This window comes from Streptomyces abyssalis (assembly GCF_001751365.1).
Classification (GTDB): Bacteria; Actinomycetota; Actinomycetes; order Streptomycetales; family Streptomycetaceae; genus Streptomyces; species Streptomyces abyssalis.
Map to the genome: position 1 here is coordinate 242,821 of NZ_LJGT01000041.1, position 21,288 is coordinate 264,108.

Annotated in this window: 15 protein-coding genes; 8 read left to right on the forward strand and 7 right to left on the reverse strand. The window is 69.9% G+C overall.

Annotated elements, in window-relative coordinates; translation table 11 throughout:
* Positions 1-242: 242 nt before the first annotated feature.
* The 3 genes from AN215_RS21995 to AN215_RS22005 all read right to left on the reverse strand — a co-directional run bounded on the left by AN215_RS21995 (position 243) and on the right by AN215_RS22005 (position 2,169).
* Positions 243-1,016 (reverse strand): SDR family NAD(P)-dependent oxidoreductase, encoded by a 774-nt coding sequence (locus AN215_RS21995; RefSeq protein WP_070011556.1) that lies wholly within the window; start codon positions 1,014-1,016, stop codon positions 243-245.
* Positions 1,017-1,037: 21 nt separating this feature from the next.
* Positions 1,038-1,700: an MOSC domain-containing protein gene (locus AN215_RS22000; RefSeq protein ID WP_070011555.1), complete on the reverse strand. Its 663-nt coding sequence runs from the start codon at positions 1,698-1,700 to the stop codon at positions 1,038-1,040.
* Between the two features lie 157 nt (positions 1,701-1,857).
* Positions 1,858-2,169, reverse strand: coding sequence for a WhiB family transcriptional regulator (locus tag AN215_RS22005; RefSeq protein WP_070011554.1), 312 nt, complete (start codon positions 2,167-2,169; stop codon positions 1,858-1,860).
* Between the two features lie 374 nt (positions 2,170-2,543).
* On the opposite strand from AN215_RS22005, the gene AN215_RS22010 reads away from it, so the two are divergent.
* From AN215_RS22010 to AN215_RS22025, 4 genes are all read left to right on the forward strand, one after another.
* Complete coding sequence (locus AN215_RS22010) at positions 2,544-3,155, forward strand: response regulator transcription factor (protein WP_003948568.1); 612 nt, start codon at positions 2,544-2,546, stop codon at positions 3,153-3,155.
* Between the two features lie 278 nt (positions 3,156-3,433).
* On the forward strand, positions 3,434-4,018 hold the full coding sequence (locus AN215_RS22015; RefSeq protein WP_070011553.1) for a sigma-70 family RNA polymerase sigma factor: 585 nt from the start codon (positions 3,434-3,436) through the stop codon (positions 4,016-4,018).
* A gap of 53 nt (positions 4,019-4,071) precedes the next feature.
* Complete coding sequence (gene guaB / locus AN215_RS22020) at positions 4,072-5,589, forward strand: IMP dehydrogenase (protein ID WP_070011552.1); 1,518 nt, start codon at positions 4,072-4,074, stop codon at positions 5,587-5,589.
* An 89-nt stretch (positions 5,590-5,678) separates the two neighbouring features.
* Positions 5,679-6,788 carry a GuaB3 family IMP dehydrogenase-related protein gene (locus AN215_RS22025; RefSeq protein WP_070011551.1) on the forward strand — a complete coding sequence of 370 codons (1,110 nt, stop codon included), beginning with the start codon at positions 5,679-5,681 and terminating at the stop codon, positions 6,786-6,788.
* 23 nt (positions 6,789-6,811) lie between these two features.
* Here AN215_RS22025 and AN215_RS22030 read toward each other — a convergent pair whose 3' ends face one another.
* Positions 6,812-8,074, reverse strand: coding sequence for a nucleotide sugar dehydrogenase (locus tag AN215_RS22030; protein WP_070011550.1), 1,263 nt, complete (start codon positions 8,072-8,074; stop codon positions 6,812-6,814).
* A 287-nt stretch (positions 8,075-8,361) separates the two neighbouring features.
* On the opposite strand from AN215_RS22030, the gene AN215_RS22035 reads away from it, so the two are divergent.
* Positions 8,362-10,068: a glycerol-3-phosphate dehydrogenase/oxidase gene (locus AN215_RS22035; protein ID WP_070011549.1), complete on the forward strand. Its 1,707-nt coding sequence runs from the start codon at positions 8,362-8,364 to the stop codon at positions 10,066-10,068.
* Positions 10,069-10,129: 61 nt separating this feature from the next.
* Here the strand turns inward: AN215_RS22035 and AN215_RS29625 are convergent, their stop codons facing one another.
* Genes AN215_RS29625 through AN215_RS22040 form a run of 3 tightly spaced genes read right to left on the reverse strand, consistent with a single transcriptional unit; the run spans position 10,130 to position 12,458 of the window.
* Complete coding sequence (locus tag AN215_RS29625) at positions 10,130-10,636, reverse strand: hypothetical protein (RefSeq protein ID WP_139140767.1); 507 nt, start codon at positions 10,634-10,636, stop codon at positions 10,130-10,132.
* Complete coding sequence (locus tag AN215_RS29630; RefSeq protein ID WP_139140768.1) at positions 10,633-10,881, reverse strand: hypothetical protein; 249 nt, start codon at positions 10,879-10,881, stop codon at positions 10,633-10,635. Before AN215_RS29630 ends, AN215_RS29625 begins: the two co-directional genes overlap by 4 nt.
* A complete protein-coding gene (locus AN215_RS22040) occupies positions 10,839-12,458 on the reverse strand; it encodes a hypothetical protein (protein WP_139140769.1) in 1,620 nt (539 codons plus the stop codon). Before AN215_RS22040 ends, AN215_RS29630 begins: the two co-directional genes overlap by 43 nt.
* Before the next feature lie 657 nt (positions 12,459-13,115).
* On the opposite strand from AN215_RS22040, the gene AN215_RS22050 reads away from it, so the two are divergent.
* From AN215_RS22050 to AN215_RS22060, 3 genes are all read left to right on the forward strand, one after another.
* A complete protein-coding gene (locus tag AN215_RS22050; RefSeq protein ID WP_070011544.1) occupies positions 13,116-15,224 on the forward strand; it encodes a serine/threonine-protein kinase in 2,109 nt (702 codons plus the stop codon).
* Positions 15,225-15,452: 228 nt separating this feature from the next.
* Complete coding sequence (locus AN215_RS30495) at positions 15,453-19,358, forward strand: protein kinase family protein (RefSeq protein WP_070031228.1); 3,906 nt, start codon at positions 15,453-15,455, stop codon at positions 19,356-19,358.
* Between the two features lie 113 nt (positions 19,359-19,471).
* Positions 19,472-21,274: a succinic semialdehyde dehydrogenase gene (locus tag AN215_RS22060; protein WP_245694638.1), complete on the forward strand. Its 1,803-nt coding sequence runs from the start codon at positions 19,472-19,474 to the stop codon at positions 21,272-21,274.
* Positions 21,275-21,288 lie beyond the last annotated feature (14 nt).

Consider the following 21,288-nt stretch of genomic DNA (forward strand, 5'->3'; position numbering starts at 1 on the left):
ACCGGCGGGGAGCCGCCGACGGAGGGGAGGGGGCGGGACGCGCAGGGGTGCGTGTCCGGACGCTTGCCCGTGATTTGCCGACCGGCACATGGAGGGCTGAACAAGCAGGCTGACGGTTCAGGGAGGTAAATATGGGGTCTCCCCGCCGAAGGCAGGGGACGGGTCCGGACATGTACCCCGGAGCGGCACGCCCCCGCCACCAGAAACGCACCCCGAGGCGCACATGGCGACCCGCTGTGCGGTCAACGCGGCCCGAACCGCCGCCCCGTCGTCGAGGACGCCTTCGACAGCAGCTCCCTGGGAAGGAGCCTCGCCGCCCCCATGAGCGTCTTGTAACGCGCGTCCGGGATCGAGAGGTTCCGGCCGCGGACCAGGTCCTTCATCGCCGCGGCCACCACCGCGTCCGCGTCCAGCCACATCCACCGCGGAACGCTGCCCGCGTCCATCCCGGCGCGCTCGTGGAACTCCGTCCGTACGAAACCGGGGCACAGGGCCATCAGCCGCACCCCCGACCCCGCCAGATCCTTCGCCGCGCCCTGCGTGAACTGGACGACCCATGCCTTGCTCGCCCCGTACGTGCCCCGCGGCACGAACGCCGCGACCGAGGCGACATTCACGACACCGCCGCGCCCCCGCTCCCGCATGCTCGCCGCCCCCGCCGAGGTGAGCCGGAGCACGGCCTCGCAGTGGACCTTGAGCATCGTGAGCTCGTCCTGCATGGGGACGTCGAGGTAGGTGCCCTTGTTGCCGAAGCCCGCGTTGTTGATCAGCAGATCCACGGGATGCTCCCGGTCTGCCAGCCGGTCCTCGACGGCCGAGATGCCGTCCTCCGTGGCCAGGTCGGCCTTCAGGACGGACGCCTCGACACCGTGCAGGTCGTGGAGCCGTGTCGCCTGTTCCCACAGGCGGTCCTTGTCGCGGGCGACCAGTACGAGGTGGTGTCCGTCCCGGGCGAGCCGCCGGGCGAAGGCGGCCCCGAGGCCGGAGGTCGCTCCCGTGATCAGCGCAGTCGTCATGGGGGGCACGCTATCCGCGCTTCAGCCGCCCGTACGCCGCAGGGCCTTGCCCCGCGCCTCCGGGTGCAGCGCGTCGCCCGCGGCGAGGACGCGCGGCAGCAGCTCGGGCTCCCGTGTCAGCGCGCGGAAGAGGAAGCTCACGGTCACCTCGTGGTCCGGGCGGTGGACGATGACCACGCCGTCCCCGGCGCACACCGCCCCCGGCTGGACCACGCGCAGATACGCGCCGGGCAGGGCCCGCTCGGTGAAGCGCTTGACCCAGCCGCGCTCGTCGAGCCAGCCCGCGAAGGTACGGCAGGGAATGCGCGGCGCGGTCACCTCCAGGACCACTTGGTCCCCGATGAGCCAGCGCTCGCCGATCCGCGCACCGTTCACATCCAGCCCCTCGGTCGTGAGGTTCTCGCCGAAGCAGCCTGGGTCGAGGTCCCGGCCGAGTTCACGGGCCCATCCGTCGAGGTCCTCGCGTGCGTAGGCGTACACGGCCTGGTGGTCGCCGCCGTGGTGGCGCATGTCGCCGATGGTGTCGTCGGCGAGGGCGCTTCCGCCGGTGCCCTTCGGGCCTGGCGCGGAGACGCCGACGGGCCCGGAGGCCGGACGCTTGTCGATGCCGGTCAGGCTCCCCGGTGCGTCGGTGTACGAGGGGGCGCGCAGCGGCTTGGCGACGTTGACGGACAGAAGGTTCATGAGCGTCAGGCTAAATGGGTGAATCTCCGCGGACGACCGAGTTCCGCGGCGGCGGCGAACGAGGCGGCAGCGGCGGCGAGATGACGCCGGCGACGAAGACCGAAGGGCCGAAGGGACAACCCCCTGAGCGTGAAGCGCCCAGGGTGAACGTTTCTGCTCAGTTCTGGCCGTCGGGCACGGCGACGAGCCTGCTGCGCGCCCGGCCCATGAGCTCCTCGCGCTCGTCCTCGGTGAGCCCGCCCCACACGCCGTACGGCTCGCGCACCGCCAAGGCGTGCGCCGCGCACTCCGAGCGGACGGGGCAGCGCATGCAGACCTCCTTCGCGGACGCCTCGCGCGCACTGCGGGCCGCGCCGCGCTCGCCCTCGGGGTGGAAGAAGAGAGAGCTGTCGACTCCGCGACAGGCGGCGAGCAGCTGCCAGTCCCACAGGTCTGCGTTGGGGCCCGGGAGGCGGGAGAAGTCTGCCATTGCGTGTCCTCTCGTCGGCGTACTTGAGGCTCGCTCTCGCTCCGTCCATTTATAGACAAATATGACTCATTGCGAACCTAGCCGAAAGAAAGCGCGAAGCAGAACTAAGTCTGCTAAATAGGGCAAAAGGTAAAAGACGCCACTCGGGGAAACCCTTCAGTGCGATGCGGCAGAACTGTGTACGCGCGATCACGTAGAGTGCTGATGGCGGTGGCCGAAACCCGTAACTCTTTTGGGTGACCGTCGTTGAGTGTGCGGAGGCGGTTGGCGGAATGATCTCGGGCACTGGTGTCCGAGGGGTGTCAATCGCACAGGTGACGATTCGTAACAGCCTGGAGGCTCAAGGTGACGCGCATCAGCTGCGGAGGGCGGTCATGACATCCGTCCTCGTCTGCGACGATTCCCCGCTTGCCCGAGAGGCGCTCCGCCGCGCGGTCGCGACCGTGCCCGGCGTCGAGCGTGTGACGACGGCGGCCAACGGCGAGGAAGTCCTCCGCCGCTGGGGTGCCGACCGGTCCGACCTCATCCTCATGGATGTCCGCATGCCCGGTCTCGGTGGTGTGGAGACCGTGCGGCGACTGCTGTCGGCCGACCCCGGCGCCCGCATCATCATGCTGACGGTGGCCGAGGATCTCGACGGAGTGGCACTGGCCGTGGCGGCGGGCGCCCGCGGCTACCTGCACAAGGACGCCTCGCGCGCGGAGCTGCGGGCCACCGTCACGCAGGCGCTGGCCGACCCGACGTGGCGGCTGGCACCCCGGCGGCTGCGTTCGGCCGAGATGGGGGCCGCCCCGACGCTCACCGCCCGTGAGATCCAGGTGCTCGAGGGCATGAGCCACGGCCGGTCCAACGCCGAGATCGGCCGGGAGCTCTTCCTCTCCGAGGACACGGTGAAGACCCACGCCCGGCGTCTGTTCAAGAAGCTCGGCGCCTCGGACCGCGCCCACGCCGTGGCTCTGGGCTTCCGCTGGGGTCTCGTTCGATAGATAGCTCACGTTCGCTCATGGCCCGCCCGTCCCCGCCTGCGAAGTTCCGCCACGCGCGGTCTTCGGGGCCGGCCCCGGGGGAAGGGCGGGGCGGCGTAAGCGGCCCAGGAATCCCGCGAGTGCCGCATGCTTGTTGTATGGAGTTCCTCGGGGACCGTTCGGTCAGGCGTGAGGGGAGGGCGCGGGAGATGAGGGCCAGTGCCCCTGCTCATAACGCTTCGGTGCACAACCAGGGGCGCGGTGCGACGGAACGCTCGGCTCAGGTGCACCATGGACCGATGCGCAACGACGGGCACGACGACACCGCGGTCGTGAGCGCACTCGTACGACGCGCCAGGGAGGGCGACGAGCAGGCCACGCACGACCTCCTCGCCCACGTCCATCCGCTGGCGCTGCGCTACTGCCGCAGGCGGCTGACCCGACTGCCGGGCGACGCAAGGCACTTCGTGGACGACCTCGCACAGGAGGTCTGCATCGCGGTGCTCTGCGCACTGCCGCGCTACCGCGACACCGGGAAACCCTTCGAGGCCTTCGTCGTGGCCATCGCCCAGCACAAGGTCGCCGATCTGCAGCGGGCCGCCATGCGCGGCCCCGGCAGTACGGCGGTGCCCTCCGACGAGATGCCCGAGCAGCCCGACGATTCGCTCGGCCCGGAGGAGCGCGCGCTGCTCAGCAGCGACGCGGCGTGGGCCAAGAAGCTGCTTGCCAATCTGCCGCAGCATCAGCGCGAGCTGGTGCTGCTGCGCGTCGCCGTCGGGCTCACCGCGGAGGAGACCGGCGAGATGCTCGGGATGTCGCCCGGGGCGGTACGTGTCGCCCAGCACAGGGCGCTGAGCAGGCTGAGGGCACTGGCGGAGCAGTAGTTCCGGGCCGTTTAGCATGGACTTTCACCCCGGGCCAGCATTGGAAAGGTGTCATGACAGCGAACGACGGAGTCGGAATCGAAGCCGGAGTACCTGCGAAGTTCGCCATGCTCGGGCTGACGTTCGACGACGTGCTGCTGCTGCCCGGCGAGTCCGACATGGCTCCCGGTGACATCGACACCGGCTCGCGGATCTCCCGCAACGTCCGCGTGAACGTACCGCTGCTGTCGGCGGCGATGGACAAGGTCACCGAGTCCAGGATGGCCATCGCGATGGCCCGTCAGGGCGGCGTCGGCGTGCTGCACCGCAATCTGTCGATCGAGGACCAGGCGGCCCAGGTCGACAGGGTCAAGCGCTCCGAGTCCGGCATGGTCGCCGACCCGATCACGATCCGTCCGGACGCGACGCTGGGTGACGCCGACGTGCTCTGCGGCCGCTTCCGCATCAGCGGCGTGCCCGTCACCGACGAGGCAGGCAAGCTGCTCGGCATCGTCACCAACCGTGACATGGCCTTCGAGTCCGACCGCGACCGGCCTGTGCGCGAGCTGATGACGCCGATGCCGCTGGTCACCGGCAAGGTCGGCATCTCGCGGAACGACGCGATGGAGCTGCTGCGCCGTCACAAGATCGAGAAGCTGCCGCTGGTCGACGACGCCGGCGTCATCAAGGGGCTCATCACCGTCAAGGACTTCGTGAAGGCCGAGCAGTATCCGCTCGCCGCGAAGGACCCGGACGGCAGGCTCGTCGTCGGTGCGGCCGTCGGTGTCGCCGGGGACGCGTACGAGCGTGCGCAGGCCCTGATCGAGGCGGGCGTGGACTTCGTCGTGGTGGACACCGCGCACGGTCACTCGCGGCTCGTCGGCGACATGGTCGCAAAGATCAAGTCGAACTCCCCGGTCGACGTCGTCGGTGGCAACGTCGCCACCCGTCAAGGTGCGCAGACGCTGATCGACGCCGGGGCCGACGGCATCAAGGTCGGTGTCGGGCCGGGTTCCATCTGCACGACGCGCGTCGTCGCGGGCATCGGGGTGCCGCAGGTGACGGCGATCCACGAGGCCTCGCTCGCCGCGCAGGAGGCCGGGGTCCCGGTCATCGGCGACGGCGGCCTGCAGTACAGCGGCGACATCGCGAAGGCCCTGGTGGCGGGCGCCGACACGGTGATGCTCGGGTCGCTTCTCGCCGGCTGCGAGGAGTCGCCCGGCGAGCTGCTGTTCATCAACGGCAAGCAGTTCAAGTCCTACCGTGGAATGGGCTCGCTGGGCGCGATGCAGTCGCGGGGCGAGCAGAAGTCGTACTCGAAGGACCGCTACTTCCAGGAAGAGGTCGGCGGGGACGACAAGCTCATCCCCGAGGGCGTCGAGGGACAGGTGCCCTACCGGGGCCCGCTCGGTGCCGTGGTGCACCAACTGGTCGGCGGTCTCAAGCAGTCGATGTTCTACGTCGGCGGGCGCACCGTGCCGGAGATGAAGGCGAACGGCAGGTTCGTACGCATCACCTCGGCAGGGCTGAAGGAGAGCCACCCGCACGACGTCCAGATGACGACCGAGGCGCCGAACTACTCACGACGCTGAGCCCGGCACCCACCGGGCCGCAGGGCGCCGCCTGTCGGTGATACTGGAGCGGCAGCAGAGCACAGCGCACGGCGAGAAGGGCTTCACAGGTGACAGAGATCGAGATCGGGCGCGGCAAGCGCGGGCGCCGGGCGTACGCCTTCGACGACATCGCTGTGGTGCCCAGCCGCCGCACGCGTGACCCCAAAGAGGTCTCGATCGCCTGGCAGATCGACGCCTACCGCTTCGAACTGCCCTTCATGGCCGCCCCGATGGACTCCGTCGTGTCACCCGCCACCGCGATCCGCATCGGTGAGCTGGGCGGGCTCGGTGTGCTCAACCTCGAAGGGCTCTGGACGCGTTACGAGGACCCGGAGCCGCTGCTCGCCGAGATCGCCGAGCTGGACGAGCGCACCGCCAACCGCCGGATGCAGGAGATCTACGCGGAGCCGGTCAAGGAGGAGCTGATCGGCGAGCGGATCAAGGAGGTGCGTGACGCGGGCGTGGTGACGGCCGCCGCGCTCTCTCCGCAGCGAACGGTCCAGTTCTCCAAGGCGGTTGTCGACGCGGGCGTCGATCTCTTCGTCATCCGCGGTACGACCGTCTCCGCCGAGCACGTGTCGGGGGCGGCGGAGCCGCTCAACCTCAAGCAGTTCATCTACGAGCTGGATGTGCCCGTCATCGTGGGCGGCTGCGCCACGTACACGGCGGCGCTGCATCTGATGCGCACCGGCGCGGCCGGTGTGCTGGTCGGCTTCGGCGGCGGCGCCGCGCACACGACGCGGAACGTGCTGGGTATCCAGGTGCCGATGGCGACCGCTGTGGCCGATGTCGCAGCGGCGCGCCGGGACTACCTGGACGAGTCGGGCGGCCGCTACGTACACGTCATCGCGGACGGCGGCGTCGGCTGGTCCGGCGACCTGCCCAAGGCGGTGGCCTGCGGCTCCGACGCGGTGATGATGGGCTCGCCGCTGGCCAGGGCCACGGACGCGCCGGGCCGCGGGCACCACTGGGGCATGGAGGCCGTGCACGGTGACGTGCCGCGCGGCAAGCGGATGGACCTGGGCGCGGTCGGTACGACGGAGGAGATCCTGCTCGGTCCCTCGCACACCCCGGACGGCTCGATGAACTTCTTCGGCGCGCTGCGCCGTGCGATGGCGACCACCGGCTACTCGGAGCTCAAGGAGTTCCAGCGGGTGGAGGTCACGGTCACGGGGTGACCCGCAGGGGATGAGCCGCCCCGTCAGAGGCGGTGGGCGGCGCCTGTCGGGCTCGCTCCCCTTGTGTCGAAGAGGAGTTGGGCCTTGGCGGCAAGCCCCTGCAGGTCGTATCTGCGGTGGTGCTGGAGGAGCACCGTCAGATCGGCGGACGCGGCGGCCTCGTAGAGGGAGTCGGCCCGCGGCACCGGCTGGTCCGCCACCTGCCACTCCTTGACGTACGGGTCGTGGAAGCTCAGTTGCGCGCCGAGCTGCTTGAGCCGGAGTGCCACCTCGCGGGCGGGTGCGCCCTCCTGGTCGGGCAGGTCGGGCTTGTAGGTGACGCCGAGCAGCAGTACGCGGGCGCCGCGGGCCGACTTGCCGTGTTCGTTGAGGAGTTCGGCGGCGCGCTGGCAGACGTAGCGCGGCATGCGGCCGTTGACCTCCTGCGCCAGCTCGACCATGCGCAGCGGATATCCAAGCGAACGGCTGCGGTACGCAAGGTAGTTGGGGTCGATGGAGACGCTGTGGCCGCCGACGCCGGGGCCCGGGCGGAACGCCTGGAAGCCGAACGGCTTGGTCTCCGCGCAGCGGATGACGTCCCACAGGTCGACGCCGATGTCGTGGCAGAAGACCGCCATCTCGTTCACCAGCGCGATGTTGACCTGGCGGAAGTTGGTCTCCAGCAACTTCGTCGTCTCCGCCTCGCGCGGGCCCCGCGCACGTACGACCTTGGCCGCGAGGCGCCCGTAGAAGGCGGCGGCACGCTCCGTACAGGCAGGGGTGAGGCCGCCGATGACCTTGGGGGTGTTGGCGTATCCGTAGCGGCGGCTGCCCGGGTCGAAGCGGGAGGGCGAGTAGGCGAGATGGAAGTCGCGGCCCGCGCGCAGGCCCGAGCCCTCTTCGAGCAGCGGCTTGAGGAATTCCTCGGTGCTGCCGGGGTACACCGCGGATTCGAGTACGACGGTCGTACGGGGGCGCAGCCGGGAGGCGAGAGCGTGAGCAGCGGTACGCACCGCGTCGAGGTTCAGCGCGCGGTCGGGCCCGAGGGAGGTCGGCGCGCAGATGAGCGCAGTACGGACGTCGCCGAGGACCTCGGGATCGGTGGTGGCGCGGAAGCCCCGGGAGATCATGCGGCGGACCGCTGCGGCGGTGAGGGCGCCGCCGGCCGGGGGGCGGCCCGCGTTGATACCGGCGACGGTCTCCTCGTCCGCGTCGTAGCCGATGGTCTCGATCCCGGCGACTACGGCCGCCTGTGCGACCGGAAGACCCGAATGGCCGAGTCCGAGGACGGCGAGATCTGCGGGCATTGCGGCGGACATCCTTCCCCTTGGTTCCCTCGCTGGGGTGGTGAGGCCCCGTGTGACGTTCCGGGGGCGGCCCCCGAAGGTCGCGTCGAGCTGCGCGGGCCGGTGCTTCCCGCTACTGCGCGGCGCTATAGCAAGTTAATCGGCAATATGACGGATATCTGGGATTACCCGCTCTGCGACGCCCGCGATGCGGCCGAAGTCAGGGAATTGGAGGACCATCGGCAGGGGAACACTGCCTACGTTCTGACAACACCACCGACGAACGCACGACCACACGGGAGGCAGCGGTGAGGACGGCGACACTGGGACCGGAACAGCGGGTCAGGGCGCTCGCGCAGATGTCCGAGCGCGAACTCGACGTGCTGGTCGTCGGTGGTGGCATCGTCGGTGCCGGTACGGCGCTGGACGCCGTCACGCGCGGGCTGTCCACCGGCATCGTCGAGGCGAACGACTGGGCGTCGGGCACCTCCAGCCGCTCCAGCAAGCTGATCCACGGCGGGCTGCGCTATCTGGAGATGCTGGATTTCGCACTGGTGAGGGAGGCGCTCAAGGAGCGCGGACTGCTGCTCCAGCGGGTCGCTCCGCATCTCGTCAAGCCCGTGCCGTTCCTCTACCCGCTCGAGCACAAGGGCTGGGAGCGGCTGTACGCCGGTTCGGGTGTGGCGATGTACGACGCCATGTCGCTCTCCTCCGGGCACGGACGCGGGCTTCCGAGGCACCGTCACCTCAGCCGGCGCGGCGCCCTGCGCGTGGCACCGGCGCTGCGGAAGGACGCCTTGGTCGGTGCGTTGCAGTACTACGACGCGCAGATGGACGACGCGCGCTACGTGGCCACCGTGGTCCGTACCGCTGCCGCCTACGGGGCGCACACGGCGAACCGTGCGCGGGTCGTCGGCTTCCTGCGCGAGGGTGAGCGCGTCGTCGGAGCGCGTGTGAAGGACCTGGAGCAGGACGGCGAGTACGAGGTACGGGCACGGCAGGTGGTCAACTCCACGGGCGTGTGGACGGACGACACCCAGGGGCTGATCGCGGAGCGCGGGCAGTTCCATGTGAAGGCATCGAAGGGCATCCACCTGGTCGTGCCGAAGGACAGGATCAACTCGACGACCGGGCTGATCCTTCGTACGGAGAAGAGCGTGCTGTTCGTGATCCCGTGGGGCCGGCACTGGATCATCGGCACCACCGACACCGGCTGGGACCTGGACAAGAGGCATCCGGCCGCCTCCAGCGCCGACATCGACTATCTGCTGGACCACGTCAACTCCGTGCTCGCGGTGCCGCTGACGCGGAACGACGTGGAGGGTGTGTACGCCGGGCTGCGGCCGCTGCTGGCAGGCGAGTCGGAGGCGACGAGCAAGCTGTCGCGGGAGCACACCGTCGCGCATCCGGTGCCGGGGCTGGTCGTCGTCGCCGGCGGCAAGTACACGACGTACCGGGTGATGGCGAAGGACGCGGTGGACGAGGCGGTGCACGGCCTGGACCGCCGCGTCGCGGACTGCGTCACCGAGGAGGTGCCGCTCGTCGGCGCGGAGGGCTATCACGCGCTGTGGAACGGGCGGGCGCGCATCGCGGCGCGCACAGGTCTGCACGTGGCGCGCGTGGAGCATCTGCTCAACCGCTACGGGACGTTGACGGAGGAACTTCTCGAACTGGTGGCGGACGACCCGAAGTTGGGCGAGCCGCTGCCGGCCGCCGACGACTATCTCAAGGCGGAGATCGTCTACGCGTGCACGCACGAGGGTGCGCGCCACATCGACGACGTGCTCACACGCCGTACGCGCATCTCGATCGAGACCTTCGACAGGGGCACGCGCAGCGCGCGCGAGGTCGCGGAGCTGATGGCCAAGGTCCTGGGCTGGGACGCCGACCAGGTCGACCGCGAGGTCGAGCACTACGAGAAGCGGATCGAGGCGGAGCGCGAGTCGCAGCTCCAGCCGGACGATCTGACGGCGGACGCGGCGCGGTTGGGGGCGCCGGAGATCGCGCCGGTGTGAGGTGCGCTTGCGCTGGGCTCCCGGCCGTGGAGGCGAAGGCCTCGCGGCCGGGGCCCGGGCGTCAGGCCTTGCAGCCGTAGTGCTTCTGGACGTTCGGCATGTAGGCGTTGAGGAACTTCTCCAGGGCCGCGCGTTCGTCGGAGTAGGCCTCGTCTTCGGCGACGTTGAGTGTTATGTCCGCAAAGACGGGGGGCTTGCCTCCCGCACAGTCGGCGGTTGCCTCTGCTTGTCGGGAATCGATACCGAGCTGCCCTTGGAACGTACGTGGTTGCTTACGAGTAAAGACACCAGGGGTCAGGATATGGCCCGGTCGGGTCGGGTCATGCTGGATCTTGAAGTAGTAGTCACCATCGACGTAGACGGAGCAGGCGTTCGGTGCGGCTTCGGACTTGACTCGCTTTTCGGTGACTCGTTCTCCTTCCTCGGGGAGGAGGGGGCTGATCGCTGAGGCGGGGGTCTTGATTCCGCAGAGAGACTTGGGGGGTTGGGGTTTACTTGCTCCGCATCCTGCAACAAGCGTTACCGCGGTCAGCAGGAGCAGGGCCCCCGAGCGCTTGATGTTCGTCACTTCTTCCCCTCTGCCCGCTTGGCGTCTTCATGCGCGTTGTTGGCCCCATCGACTATGCGGTTCTGCAGATCCTCGTAGTCGTACCCCGACGGTTGATCTGCGGCCCAATTACCGTTGTTGCGCTGCCAGGTCTCCACCAGGGCCCTCATTTGCCCGGAGCGGACCTCGCTGACTTCCTGTCGTTGGCCCTCTGTGGCTTCCTTCACGCCGTCTTCGTAGTCCTTCGCGACGGCTTCGATGACCACGCCGCTGGCAGCGCCCAGCCCACCGCCGGCGACCGGGACGTAGCCGAGTCCTCCGCCCGCCACGGCGCCGGCTGCGGACTTGTTCCATGCCGCCTGGTCGATCTTGCCTTCCTCGTCGTCGTTGAGGGCGGAAGTGGCCGAGTACTCCAGGAAGCCGTTGACTCGCCCTGAACGGTCGAGGCTCTGTGCGGGATCGTCCTTCTCCGTCTGGATGTCGTGCACAGCGATCTCGTTGAGGCTCTTGTCCAGAGTTCCGAACGCGGCGCCGTCGTGGGCGACTTCCGTGGTGACCTTCGCGAGGTCGGCGCGGTCGAAAGGCGTCTCCATGGTCCTGGGAGAAGACATCGTGTCGTAAGTGCTCTGGCCGTGGTGCGCGAGGACCTTCGACGCGTCGTCGCGGAGTTCGGGCGGGAACTTGTCGTTCTCCGCCAGGCCGTGAAGGCTGTTCCGGTCGCTTCGAGTTGGTCCGGGGTGGGGTCGAGGTACGGGGACGTGGTGTCGCCGGGTGTGCGCCCCGAACTGGCCGCGAACATGGCGTCGCCCAGTGCGTCCATCGACGGGTTGACCGTCTTTCCGTCGACGCTGTCGATGGTGTCGAAGTATTGCCGGTGGTTGAGGAGATACTCAGCGGTGGAGTAGCTCTCCTTCTCGTCTTCGGCCCAGGGCATGTTGACCATGCCCTGATCCACGTAGGCGCTGGTGTCCTTGAAGAGCGTCTTGTCGTTGAAGAGGTCGGTGGCGGCGTCGGGGTTGTGGGAGACGCCCGTGAGGAGGCCGGTGACGGGGTCGTTGCCCCAGGAGTTCCCCGGCAGGTCGTAGTTGGAGGGTGTGGAGTCGTGGCCCGTCCACAACTCCTCGGGAGACTTGCCGTCCTCGATGGCCTCGCGTTCGAAGCTGAGGACTTCCTTGCCGTAGTCGCCGAGGAACTGGCCGTCCCATTCGCCTTCCTGCATGAGGTCGGACATGACCTGGAAGCCGTAGGGGTCGGTGTTGCTGCCGTTGCCCTGGCGCTCGTCGCCGGCGGCGATGACGTCGCGCTTCCACTTGTCCATGCCGGGAGCGCCGGAGCCGGTGGCGGTGGCGAGCGTCCGTCCGAGATTGCCGCGCATCTGCTCGATGGCCTTGTGGCGGGGGTCGTTCGGGTTGACGGCATCCGGTCGCATGCCGTGCCAGAAGTCGATGGTTCCCTGGCCGCCCATTGAGGTGGCGAACTTCGCAGAGAAGGCGGGATCCTTGCCGTGCTCCTTCATCAACGCGTTGAGCTCGTTGATCTCGGAGAGGCTCATGTCCTCGCCCTTGCGGGCGAGTTGTGACGCCCGTCCCGCGTCGGCACCCGCGTCGGTCTTGCCGCCGGCGAAGGCGTCACCGCGGAACTGGGAACCGTCGTCGTCGTCCTGGAAATTGTGGCGCAGGCGCGTCGCGGCGTTCTCGTCGATCGTGGCGGCTTCCTGGAGCACCTTGTTGATGCGGTCCTGCCACTGCCGGGCTTCCTGCGCCCCCTGCACATCCTGCGGCCGTGTATAGCCGGGTGCGGGGACACCGGGGACAGGGTCGGCCTGGAAGGAGTCACCGGGCACGACCTGGCCTTGGTCGGTGACGCGGAACTTCTTCGGGATCTCGCTTTCGACGAGATCGATCAGTGCCTTCTTCTTCGCCTTCAGCTCGCGTGCGGCCGACTCGATATTGCCATGGACGGCCTTGGCGACCTTTCCGGCCTCTTCAAGTTCCTTGTGCTCGGCGGCGATTCGCGACTTGGCCGTCTCCTCGGTGCTCGAACTCTCTTCCCACCCGGCACCGCGGACGGTCTTGAGGACGTCCTGCTCGAAGTCCGACGCTGCCTCCGAGAGGCGCTTGTGCCCCGGGTGAGATTCCCCGGGTCATCGATACGGAACTCCCCCATGTGAGCCTTACCCCCGGCTTGTTCGGTTCGTCGCTGACAGTAACAGCGGGCTTTCGGGCAGTCCACAGGAGTTGATCATTCCGCCGAGGGCGGTCGACCCCATCCGAAGAGCGAGTGAGGCACGCGTGTCGGTGCCCGAGGAGTAGGCGGCGTCAACGCGGGGCACCCGCGTGGCCGGTGGGTGACGGTGGCCTTGACGGTGTGTGAGGCGGCGTGTGTGAAGGCGTCGGGATGTGCCCGCCCTGCGCCGCCCCCGTACGCGGTGTGACGGCGCGATGGTTCACAATGAGGAGGGGCTGGGGTGGGCCATCGCTGAGGGAACACAAGGGGATTCATGAGCGAGGACGCGGGTCGGCTGGTAGGGAGTCGCTATCGGCTGGGGGAAGTTCTCGGCCGGGGCGGCATGGGCACCGTGTGGCGCGGCGAGGACGAAGTCCTGGGCCGTGCGGTCGCGGTGAAGGAGCTCCGGTTCCCCTCCAGCGTCGAGGAGGACGAGAAGCAGCGGCTCATCACCCGCACCCTGCGGGAGGCGAAGGCGATCGCCCGTATCCGCAGCGGCAGCGCGGTGACGGTCTTCGACGTCGTCGACGAGGACGACCGTCCGTGGATCGTGATGGAGCTCGTCGAGGGTGGTTCGCTCGCCGATCACATCCGGAAGGAAGGGCCGCTCACGCCGCAGCGTGCGGCGGAGGTCGGGCTCGCCGTGCTCGACTGCCTGCGTGCGGCGCACCGGGAAGGGGTCCTGCACCGCGATGTGAAGCCGTCCAACGTGCTGTTGGAGGACGTCACCGGTCGTGTGGTGCTGACCGACTTCGGCATCGCGAAGGTCGAGGGCGACCCGTCGGTGACGTCGACGGGCATGCTGGTGGGCGCTCCCTCGTACATCTCGCCCGAGCGTGCTCGTGGGAAGCCGCCGGGTCCGCCCGCCGATCTCTGGTCGCTCGGCGCCCTGTTGTACGCGTCGGTCGAGGGCCACCCCCCGTACGACAAGGGCTCGGCCATATCGACGCTGACGGCGGTGATGACGGAGCCGGTGCCGCCGCCGGAGCAGGCCGGCGAGCTCGAAGAGGTGATCTTCGGGCTGCTGTCGAAGGACCCGGACAAGCGGCTCGATGTGGCGGGCGCGCGTGCCCTGCTGGAGCCGGTGGCGTCGGGTGCCGGTGCGGGAGCCGCCGCTGCTCCCGTACAGGACGGCGGGACGACGGCGGTGCTGCCGCCGAAGCCCGGCAAGGAAGCGGAGAAGGCCGACGGCAAGGACCAGGGCAAGGGCAAGGCCGAGGGCAAGGCCGAGGGCAAGGACAAAGGCGCCGGGGAGGCAGCGGACTCCGGATCCGGCAAGGCCGGTGCGAAGACGAAGGGCGAGCCGCAGCGCCGTCAGCGGGGCAAGAAGGCGTCCGCGAAGCCGGCGTCCAAGCCCGGGAGTCCGAAAGCCGCGGGTGCGGTTGCAGGCGCGGGTGCGGCTGCCGGAGCCGGAGCGGCGGCAGGAACCGCGGCGGGCACCGCGTCCGCGCCCGCTGCCGGTGCCGGTGCAGAGGGTGCCGACGGGGCGGCCGCTGACGGAGTCGGCGACGAGACCCACGCGCCCGTCGACTCCGGGGCGGTCGCGCCAACCGCAGACAAGGGGGCGGGGAGCCCGGCGTCCCCGTCGGGCGGCGGCCTGGCAGCCGCGACGACGGCGCTGACTCAGCTCACCGGGCGGTTCTCGCGGCGCACGCTGACCGTCGCCGCGGTGGCGGTCGCGGCGGTACTGGCGCTGCTCGCGGTCTTCGCCCTCGACAACGGTGGCGGCGGGGGCGGCGCCAAGTCCGGGAAGGACGCGGCGAGTTCGGGTGCGGGCGGCGGCGCCGAGCGCGACAAGGGCGAAGGCGGCGCAGGCACCAAGGAGAAGGACGAGGACAAGGGCGCCGAGGAAAAGGGGAGCCCCTCCCCTGACCCGAGCACGCCCTCCGGCGGCGAAGAGGAGGAAGAGCCCGGCGGCGGCCCCTCGTTGCCCGAGGACTACACCCAAGTCACCGACAAGCGCTTCCACTTCAGCATGGCGATGCCCGAGGACTTCGAGCGCTCGGGAACTGCCGGACGCAACTCCGGCGCCAAGTACTCCGACGGCGGTCTGCCCAAGCTCCAGGTGGACTTCAGTCCCGATCCGCTGAAGGACGCAGCCGCGGGCTGGCGTGATCTGGAGCCTTCCGTGAAGGGCAACAGCAGCGGATACCGCCAGATCAGCATCAAGAGCGTGAAGTGGCGGGGCTATCCGACCGTCGGCGACTGGCAGTTCGAGCGCGACGAGGACGGCGAAAGGGTACGCGTCCTCAACCGCGGTTTCCGCGTGGACGATTCACACGGCTACGCGATCATGATCACCTGCAAGGCCGACAAGTGGGACGACGAGGAGTGCCGGACGCTGCGGAAGACGGCGTTCAAGACCTTCAAGCCGCTCGGCTGAGCGTGGTTCCCCGCCCTCGTTCCGGGGGACGTTGGGATTGAGGCGGAATCGGGCAAGCGTTTCAGGTGAATGAGGCCTGCTGCGGGCCGTACGCGGTTGGAGAGTCCCCGAGTCCGCCCGCACCGGACAGCTCAGACACGTATCGTGAATGGCCGCAGACCGGTATCCGTCCGTAAAGATGCGGATGCGGTGTGGAATTGACGGTCTCGCACGCTGTGGGGAGGCGTCGTGGACGACTACGCGGACAATGCGGGACGGCTGCTCGCCGACCGATACCGCTTGCCCCAACCCACTGCCGATTCGTACCAGTTGACGGAGTCGGTGGCCTACGACACGGCCAGCGGCCAGGAAGTGCTCGTCCGTCAGGTCCCGTTGCCCGAGGTCGTCGAGGCGGAGGTGCTGGGCGACGGCACCGGCGTGAGCGGCGCGGGTGACGGGTCCGCACAGGCAGGCGCCCTCCGTGGCTCGATAGGGCGTGCCACGCGCAGGCCCGCGGACCCGGTCGTACGGCGGGCGGTCGAGGCGGCCGTAGCAGCGGCCAACCTGCCCGACCACCCCAGGCTCGACCAGGTCTTCGACGTCTTCGTCGAGGGCGACGGGCTGTGGATCGTCAGCGAGCTGCTGCCCGCGACGCCTCTCGCGGCGCTGCTGTCGCACCAGACGCTGACCGCGCACAGGGCCGCGGAGGTCGCGGCAGATGTGCTGACCGCGCTGCGTGTGGTGCACGCCCACGGCTGGACCCACCGCAACGTCACTCCCCGCACCGTGCTGATCTGCGACGACGGGCGGGCTCTGCTCACGGGGCTCGCGGTCGGTGCCGCCGAGGAGGCGCTGTGCGGCTACAGCCCGCACCCGGACTCCGGGCGGTTGGCGCTGCCGCCCAGCGGGAGCATTCCCGGGGAGGCGCGGCCCGGCGGCGGTTCCGGCGGTTCCGGCGGTTCCGGCGGTGGCCCGGGAGAGGGCGACGGGCCGTCGGACGCGCCCGAGGGGCCCGCTCCCGCACCGTGGTCGGACATCTCCCTGCCCGACGGCTTCGCCGCGCGGCGGGAGGACGAGCCGTACGGCCACCGGCCCGGCCCCTACGGCACCGGTGGTGGCCGTGGTCATGGGCAAGGTCACGAGCCGGGCCGTGGCGACGAGGCGGGCCGCGACTACGGAACGGGCGATCACCCGGGCTCCGGCAGAGGGCCGCGGGGCATCTTCGGCCTCCAGGGGCTGAGCCACGGCAACGGGGCGGCGGAGGAAGGGGACGAGCCCGTACGCCACGGGTACGAGACCGGCGGACGAAGCGGCCGCGGCCGTGCCATCGCCGCGTACCAGGCGGGTGCTCGGCGTGGTGCCGCGGCCCGGGCGCACAGCGCGGGCCCGGACGGCCGGGACGACCAGGAGGGCCAGGAGCAAGGGCGCCGGCCGGAGAGGCCGCAGCTCGACGAGGCCGCCGGGACGGCCGCGCGGGACGACTGGTGGAACCGCGCAGCGTCGACGCCCCCTGTGACCGGTCCGCACACCACTCCGGACGACTTCGTACGGTGGCTGCCGTCCGGGGAGGACGAGGTCACGCCGAGCGATCTGCCGGGTACGCGGGTGCCCAACAGCCTTCCGGTGAGGGCGACTTGGCGTCCCGCCGAGCCCGGGGGGCGGCCCGAGTCCGAGACGGAGCCGGGTGCGGGTCCCGGGGCGGGCCCGGAGTCCGGGCCGCGTCCGACGGCCGCCCGGCACACGAGTGGCGCGTTCACGGACGCGTTCACGAAGGCCCCGCACTCGCAGGAGCCGGACACCGACGACCCATACACCGAGGGCGCGTACGCCGACCCGTCCGCCGAGACCTCTTACGAAGACCCGTACACCGAAGACCCGTACACCGAAGACCCGTACACCGAAGACCCGTACACCGAAGACCCGTACACCGAAGACCCGTACACCGAAGACCCGTACACCGAAGACCCGTACACCGAAGACCCGTACACCGAAGACCCGTACACCGAAGACCCGTACACCGAAGACCCGTACACCGAAGACCCGTACACCGAAGACCCGTACACCGAAGACCCGTACACCGAAGACCCGTACACCGAAGACCCGTACACCGAAGACCCGTACACCGAAGACCCGTACACCGAAGACCCGTACACCGAAGACCCGTACACCGAAGACCCGTACACCGAAGACCCGTACACCGAAGACCCGTACACCGAAGACCCGTACACCGAAGACCCGTACACCGAAGACCCGTACACCGAAGACCCGTACACCGAAGACCCGTACACCGAAGACCCGTACACCGAAGACCCGTACACCGAAGACCCGTACACCGAAGACCCGTACACCGAAGACCCGTACACCGAAGACCCGTACACCGAAGACCCGTACACCGAAGACCCGTACACCGAAGACCCGTACACCGAAGACCCGTACACCGAAGACCCGTACACCGAAGACCCGTACACCGAAGACCCGTACACCGAAGACCCGTACACCGAAGACCCGTACACCGAAGACCCGTACACCGAAGACCCGTACACGGACGACCCCTACGACGACGCTCCGGAGGACCGCCCCTGGGGCGGCGAGGGCGCCGAGGAGTCAGGTGCGCCGGAAGGCTTCCACGGACCCACCACCGCGCTCGCCGCCGAGCGCGCACGGCAGGCTCGGATGACCGTCGTCGGAGCGGTCGGCGAGCGGTGGGCACCTGAGCAGGCCGGCCCGGTCCACCGGAACTGGCGGCTCCCCCCGCCGGTCGGCCCGGCCGCCGACCTGTGGGCGCTGGGTGTGCTGCTCTTCCGTGCGGTGCAGGGTCACGGGCCCTACCCCGAGGACGACGTCGCAGAGCTGGTCCAGATGGTGTGCGGCGAGCCGCCCGCCTTCGCCGAGGAGTGCGGCGCCCTGCGTCCCGTCGTCGAGTCGCTGCTGCGCCAGGACCCCACGGAGCGCCCCGACTTCGAGGAGCTGAGAGGCTGGCTGCGGTCGCTGGTGCGCTCCGCACCGGAGCCCGACGCCGGCTGGCACACGGTGTACGCCCCGTCCCTCGACCCGGGCGGTACGTCGGACCCGCGACGGCTGCCGATACTGCGCCGCCGCGGCGAACTCGTACGCAGACGGAGGGCGGCCAGACGCGCGGCCCGCGCCGAACAGCGGCAAGAGAACAGACAACAGCAGCGTCAGCGGCGGCAGCACCGCAAGCAGAACCGTCCCCGGCAGCACCCGCCGCACCCGCTGCCGCCGCACCCGCTGCCGTCGCAGCACCGGCACGAGCCGTACGAGCACGAGCCGTACACGCACCCGGCTCACGAGCAGCACCCGCACCCGCAGGACGTGCCGCTGCAGCAGCCCGCCGCCCCCGTACCGCCGAAGCCGCAGCCCGAACCCGCCGCGCGCGATCAGGCCGCGCCCGTACGCCGGAAGAAGCAGCGGCAGGGTGCCCGCCCCCGCAGGCTGGGCGGCGTGCTGGTCGGGCTGGTGCTCGCGGGTCTGGTCGCCGCGATGATGTACGCGGTGTGGTTCATGCCGGAGAGCGACACGGCCGGTGCCCCGGGCCAGCAGCGCGGTTCGGTCGGCAGTGAGAGCCGCTCCCCGCAGCCCGGTGAGGACGGCGGGGGAGAGTCGCAGGGCGCCGGCGACGGCAAGGGAGGCGGCGGAGGCAGCGCGGAGAAGCCGCGGCCGTCCGCGCCCGCGGACAAGGCGCCGGAGGGTTACAAGCTCAGCCGGGACCCGGCCGGTTTCCAGGTCGCCGTACCGCAGGAGTGGAACCGGCGGTCGACGACCGGCCGCGGTCAGGTCCGCTACAACGGCGGCGACGTCGAGATGGTCGTCGTCAACGGCCGGGACAGCGTGGGGAAGTTCGGCAAGGACCCGATGACCTACCAGAGCGACGACGAGCCGGAACTGAACGCCTACCGCGCCTCGGACTGGGCGTCCACCTCCGGGCTGCGGCGGATCGACGTGGGCGAAACCGCCATGGCCGAGGGCACTTTCAGCTGGAAGGACGGCGGCCGGGACGTCTACGCACGCAACCGGGCGATGATCATCGACGGGCGCTACCACGTGCTGATGGTGATGGGCTCGGAGGGCAAGAAGCAGCAGATCGACCGGCACTTCGAGTCCGTGGCGGACACCTACCGGCCGACGGGCGGCTGAATTCCGCGCTGCGCGCCTGCCGCGGTCCGTCGCGCCAGCGTTCACTGGCAGATTCGGTGAAATTGGTTACCGTCGGGTATGCAGCGTGTTTCCGGGGTCGTAGTCTCTCCCGCATGACGGACACGCAGGACACCCGAGGCGGCCGGGCAAGCGGAGAAGACCGCCGGATCAGCGGCGACGCGACCGGCGGCAGCAACCCCGTGGCCGGGCCCGAGGGCAAGGCCGAGGCCGAGACCGCCGGCACGGCCGCCGGCAAGGCCGAGAGCAGTGGCGCGGCCGAAGCTGAGAGCAGCGTCGCGGTAAGGGCCACGGGCACGCCTGCCGGGGACCACGCCGGAAACCCCGTGGCCCCCACCCCCTCGGGCGTGCGCACCGCCGCCGACGTCGTCACCGCAGAGCTCGTCGCGCAGCTCTGCGAGGGAGTGATAGGCACCGGCCGCACGTCCAGTCACACGCCTTTCACGGGGAAGAAGCTGGCCGAACTGCCGGAGTCCACACCGGAGGACGTCGCCTTCGCCTTCCACCGTGCGCGCGAGGCGCAGCGCGCGTGGGCGGCCACGCCCGTACGGGAGCGCGCCGCAGTCCTGCTGCGCTTCCACGACCTGGTGCTGCGGCGGCAGAACGAGGTGCTGGACCTGATCCAGCTCGAGACCGGCAAGACCCGGCTGCACGCGCACGAGGAAGTGCAGGCGGTGGCCGTCGCAGCCCGCCACTACGGACGCCGTGCCCCCGCCTATCTGCGTCCCAAGCGGCACATGGGAGCGTTCCCCGTGCTGACGAAGGTGGCCGAGAACCTTCACCCCCGCGGCGTCGTCGGGCAGATCGCGCCGTGGAACTACCCCCTCGAACTCTCCGTCGGCGACGCGCTTCCCGCTTTCGTCTCGGGCAACGCGGTCGTGATGAAGCCCGACACCGAGACGGCGCTGACCGCGCTGTGGGCGCGCAGGCTGCTCATCGAGGCCGGACTGCCGAAGAACGTGTGGCAGGTCGTCATCGGCGAGGGTCACGTGATCGGTCCGGCGGTCGTCCAGCGCGGCGACTACGTCTCCTTCACCGGCTCCACCAGGACCGGCCGCGGCGTCGCGCAGATCGCCGCCGAGCGGCTCGTAGGCGCTTCGCTCGAACTCGGCGGCAAGAACGCCATGATCGTGCTGCCGGACGCCGACCTGGACAAGGCCGCGGCGGGTGCGGTGCGCGGTGCGTTCTCCTCCGCGGGCCAGTTGTGCATCTCGATCGAGCGGCTGTACGTGCACGAGTCGGTCGCGAACGCGTTCGTGGAGCGCTTCGTCGCCCGTACGAAGAAGCTGCGGCTCGGCTCGGCGCTCGCGTACGGCGCCGACATGGGTTCCCTCGTCTCGCAGAAGCAGCTGGACAACGTCACCCGCCACGTCGGGGAAGCGGTCGCCGAGGGCGCGAAGGTGCTCGCGGGCGGGCGCGCACGGCCGGACGTCGGGCCGCTCTTCCACGAGCCGACCATCCTTGAGGGAGTCGAGTCGCCCATGGCCGTGTGCACCGAGGAGACCTTCGGGCCGGTCGTCTCCGTCTACCGGTACGCGGACGTGGACGAGGCGGTCGAGCTCGCCAACGCGACGTCTTACGGCCTGAATTCGAGCGTGTGGGGCCGCAACGGCCGCCAGGCGCGCGAGGTCGCGGCGCGGCTGCGCAGCGGAACCGTCAACGTCAACGAGGGGTACGCCGCGGCGTACGGCAGCGTGCAGGCCCCGATGGGCGGCATGGGCGACTCGGGCATCGGCAGGCGGCACGGCAGGGAGGGCATCCTCAAGTTCACCGAGCCGCAGACCGTGGCGCACCAGCGTGTGCTGCCGATGGCGCCCTCCTTCGGCATGGACGACGCGAAGTACGCCAAGTTCATGAGCTTTTCCCTCAAGGCGCTGAAGGCGCTGCGCTTCCGCTGACGCGTCGCTTCACG

Bases quoted from the DNA above. Each gene is read 5' to 3' on its own strand.
- AN215_RS22000 (WP_070011555.1), bottom strand. From the start codon at position 1,700: ATGAACCTTCTGTCCGTCAACGTCGCCAAGCCGCTGCGCGCCCCCTCG.
- AN215_RS21995 (WP_070011556.1), bottom strand. From the start codon at position 1,016: ATGACGACTGCGCTGATCACGGGAGCGACCTCCGGCCTCGGGGCCGCC.
- AN215_RS22005 (WP_070011554.1), bottom strand. From the start codon at position 2,169: ATGGCAGACTTCTCCCGCCTCCCGGGCCCCAACGCAGACCTGTGGGAC.
- AN215_RS22050 (WP_070011544.1), top strand. From the start codon at position 13,116: ATGAGCGAGGACGCGGGTCGGCTGGTAGGGAGTCGCTATCGGCTGGGG.
- AN215_RS22060 (WP_245694638.1), top strand. From the start codon at position 19,472: ATGACGGACACGCAGGACACCCGAGGCGGCCGGGCAAGCGGAGAAGAC.
- AN215_RS22015 (WP_070011553.1), top strand. From the start codon at position 3,434: ATGCGCAACGACGGGCACGACGACACCGCGGTCGTGAGCGCACTCGTA.
- guaB (WP_070011552.1), top strand. From the start codon at position 4,072: ATGACAGCGAACGACGGAGTCGGAATCGAAGCCGGAGTACCTGCGAAG.
- AN215_RS22030 (WP_070011550.1), bottom strand. From the start codon at position 8,074: ATGCCCGCAGATCTCGCCGTCCTCGGACTCGGCCATTCGGGTCTTCCG.
- AN215_RS22010 (WP_003948568.1), top strand. From the start codon at position 2,544: ATGACATCCGTCCTCGTCTGCGACGATTCCCCGCTTGCCCGAGAGGCG.